This is a genomic window from Streptococcus parasanguinis (assembly GCF_001578955.1).
GTDB classification, from domain to species: domain Bacteria; phylum Bacillota; class Bacilli; order Lactobacillales; family Streptococcaceae; genus Streptococcus; species Streptococcus parasanguinis_U.
On sequence record NZ_KQ969689.1, the window covers coordinates 597,879 to 601,175 of the forward strand.

At 42.0% G+C, this 3,297-nt stretch carries 3 protein-coding genes and 1 pseudogene; all 4 read left to right on the forward strand.

From position 1 onward, the window contains the following. A pseudogene (locus tag SPADD19_RS02745) lies at positions 1–186 on the forward strand (spermidine/putrescine ABC transporter ATP-binding protein); the annotation flags it as partial. Continuing rightward, positions 167–973, forward strand: coding sequence for an ABC transporter permease (locus SPADD19_RS02750; RefSeq protein ID WP_061455124.1), 807 nt, complete (start codon positions 167–169; stop codon positions 971–973). The pseudogene SPADD19_RS02745 and the gene SPADD19_RS02750, both read left to right, overlap by 20 nt. Further along, positions 970–1,743 (forward strand): ABC transporter permease, encoded by a 774-nt coding sequence (locus tag SPADD19_RS02755; protein WP_061455125.1) that lies wholly within the window; start codon positions 970–972, stop codon positions 1,741–1,743. The genes SPADD19_RS02750 and SPADD19_RS02755 overlap by 4 nt, the downstream gene beginning before the upstream one ends. Continuing rightward, entirely contained in the window at positions 1,740–2,810 is a 1,071-nt protein-coding gene (locus tag SPADD19_RS02760) for an ABC transporter substrate-binding protein (RefSeq protein WP_061455126.1), read from the forward strand. Before SPADD19_RS02755 ends, SPADD19_RS02760 begins: the two co-directional genes overlap by 4 nt. Positions 2,811–3,297 lie beyond the last annotated feature (487 nt).

Below are 3,297 nucleotides of genomic sequence, written 5' to 3' on the forward strand. Positions count from 1 at the left end.
CGTAAGGCCATCGTGGGAGAAGTCATCGGGCTAGACTTTGAACCAGAAGATATCCACGTTATGCGTCTCAATGAAACCGAAGAAGAATTCGATGCGCGGATCGAAGAGTACGTTGAAGTGGAAGAGCAAGAAGCTGGTTTGATTAATGCCATTGAGGAGGAAAGAGATGAAGAAAACAACCTCTAATCTATTTATTCTCCCCTATTTCTTGTGGATTTTTCTCTTTGTCTTGGCTCCTGTAGTCATGATCATCTTTCAATCGTTTTTCAACGTTGAAGGGCAGTTTTCACTTGAAAACTACAAAGAGTTCTTTACTTCGCAAAATTTGACCTATTTAAAGATGAGCTTTAATTCGGTCCTCTATGCTGGAATCGTCACCCTGGTGACGCTCTTGATCTCCTACCCGACTGCTTACTTTTTGACGCAGCTCAAACACCGGCAGTTGTGGTTGATGTTGATCGTCTTGCCAACTTGGGTCAATCTCTTGCTCAAGGCCTATGCCTTTATCGGAATCTTTGGTCAAAACGGCTCCATTAATAGCTTTTTAAGCTTTCTCGGAGTCGCTCCCCAGCAGATCCTCTTTACCGATTTCTCCTTTATCTTTGTAGCCAGCTACATCGAGTTGCCATTTATGATTTTACCGATCTTTAATGTCTTAGATGACTTAGATCCAAACTTGATCAATGCCAGCTATGATTTAGGAGCCAATCGTTGGGATACCTTCCGTCATGTGGTCTTCCCCTTGTCCATGAATGGAGTCCGCTCAGGTGTACAATCTGTCTTTATTCCTAGTCTGAGTCTCTTCATGTTGACACGGATGATCGGTGGAAATCGCGTCATTACCTTAGGGACTGCGATTGAACAGCACTTCCTGACAACACAAAACTGGGGAATGGGTTCTACCATCGGAGTTGTTCTGATCCTTGCTATGCTCTTTACCATGTGGGCAACAAGAGAAAGGAGAGAACGATGAAAAAAGTATCTCATTTCTATCTAGGTTTCGTCTTTCTGATCCTCTATCTTCCTATCTTTTATTTGATCTTTTATGCCTTCAATAAAGGGGGAGATATGAATGCCTTCACGGGCTTCACGCCTGAGCATTTCAATGAATTGTTTGCAGATAGTCGCCTGATGCTGATCTTGTCAGAGACCTTCCTCTTGGCCTTCTTGTCAGCCTTGATTGCGACGGTGATCGGAACCTTTGGAGCCATTTATATCTACCAATCGAAGAAGAAGTTAGAAGGACCTTTGCTCTCCATCAACAACATTCTCATGGTAGCGCCAGACGTTATGATCGGGGCCAGCTTCTTGATTCTCTTTACGACGATGAAGTACCAGCTAGGTTTCCTATCTGTTCTGGCTAGCCACGTTGCTTTCTCGATTCCCATTGTAGTCTTGATGGTCTTGCCACGACTCAAGGAAATGAACCGGGATATGGTCAACGCTGCCTATGACTTAGGAGCTACCCAAGTGCAAATGCTTAAAGAGATCATGTTGCCGTATCTGACACCAGCCATTATCGCCGGTTACTTTATGGCCTTTACCTATTCTCTTGATGACTTTGCCGTGACCTTCTTTGTAACCGGAAATGGCTTTACAACCTTGTCTGTAGAGATCTACTCACGTGCGCGTCAAGGAATTTCTCTCAGTATCAATGCCTTGTCCGCCCTTGTCTTTCTCTTTAGTGTGCTCTTGGTCATCGGTTATTACTTTATTACCCGTGAAAAGGAGGAAGCAGCATGAAAAAACTTTATTCATTCCTAACTGGGATTGTTCTTGTCATCCTGGTCCTCTGGGGAATTAGCCACCAGATCGAAGCGAGCATGAATACCAAGAATAGCGACAAGTTGGTCATCTACAACTGGGGAGATTATATCGATCCAGACTTGCTCAAGGAATTCACAAAAGAGACAGGGATTCAGGTGCAATATGATACCTTTGATTCCAACGAAGCCATGTACACCAAGATCAAGCAAGGGGGAACCACCTACGATATTGCGATTCCTAGTGAATACATGATTGCCAAGATGATGGATGAGCATCTGGTTGAAAAGTTGGACCAATCCAAGATCAAAGGGATGGAAAATATCGATCCAAAACTCTTGAACCAATCGTTTGATCCGGGCAACCAATATTCAGTACCTTATTTCTGGGGGACCTTGGGGATCGTCTACAATACCAAGATGGTCAAAAATGCTCCGGAACATTGGTCAGATCTCTGGCGTGAAGAGTACAGAAATGACATCATGATGTACGATGGTGCGCGTGAGGTCATGGGAATTGGTCTCAATACCTTGGGCTATAGCCTCAATGAAAAGGATCCAAAGAAATTGCAAGAGGCAGTAGATAAACTCTACACCTTGACACCAAACATCAAAGCTTTGGTGGCCGATGAAATGAAAGGGTATATGATCCAAAACAATGCAGCTATTGGGGTTACCTTCTCAGGAGAAGCCAGCCAAATGCTGGATGCCAATAAGGATCTTCGCTATGTTGTTCCAACTGAAGCCAGCAACCTTTGGTTTGATAACATTGTCATTCCAAAAACCGTGAAAAACAAAGAAGCAGCATATGCCTTTATTAACTTCATGCTTCGTCCTAAAAATGCTTTAAAAAATGCTCTTTATGTCGGCTACTCTACGCCAAATAAAAAAGCAAAAGCCATGTTGCCAAAAGAAATCCAAGATGACCAATCCTTCTATCCAAGCGATGAAACGCTGGACCATTTGGAAGTCTATCAACAATTAGGCAAGAAATTGCTTGGAGTCTATAACGATCTTTACCTTCAGGTCAAGATGTATCGGAAATAACACAAAAGGAACCTTCGGGTTCCTTTTTGATTGAAGATAAACTCCTCTTAGAAACTTTCCTTAAGTGAATACGGACGTCAGCGAACTTCTACGAAGTTCCATGACTTAGTTTCGGACCTAAGGTTCCAAAACTACCGAGTGCTAGAAACAATGGTGTTTCTAGCACTTTTCTCACAGCGGAAAGTTTCATTTTATTTTTAGATACTCTACAAAAATGCAACATTTGAATTTTTAGCATCACCTAGGTTTTATTTTTAAAAAAGGATTGTTTATATTCTAGCAGAACCTCGTAAGTTCTTTTGTGATTGCTGCATAAAGTCTCTAACTAGTGAGTTGGATTGAGATTCAAATGAAAGATGCTATAATAGTAAGAAAAGTGACTAGCTCATTCAGTCATGAAAGGAAGGATTGGAGAGAATTGAATGAAGAGACAAATGGAACTATTTTTGATTATTTTGTTACCGATCCTAGGACTGGTTTTTCTTGT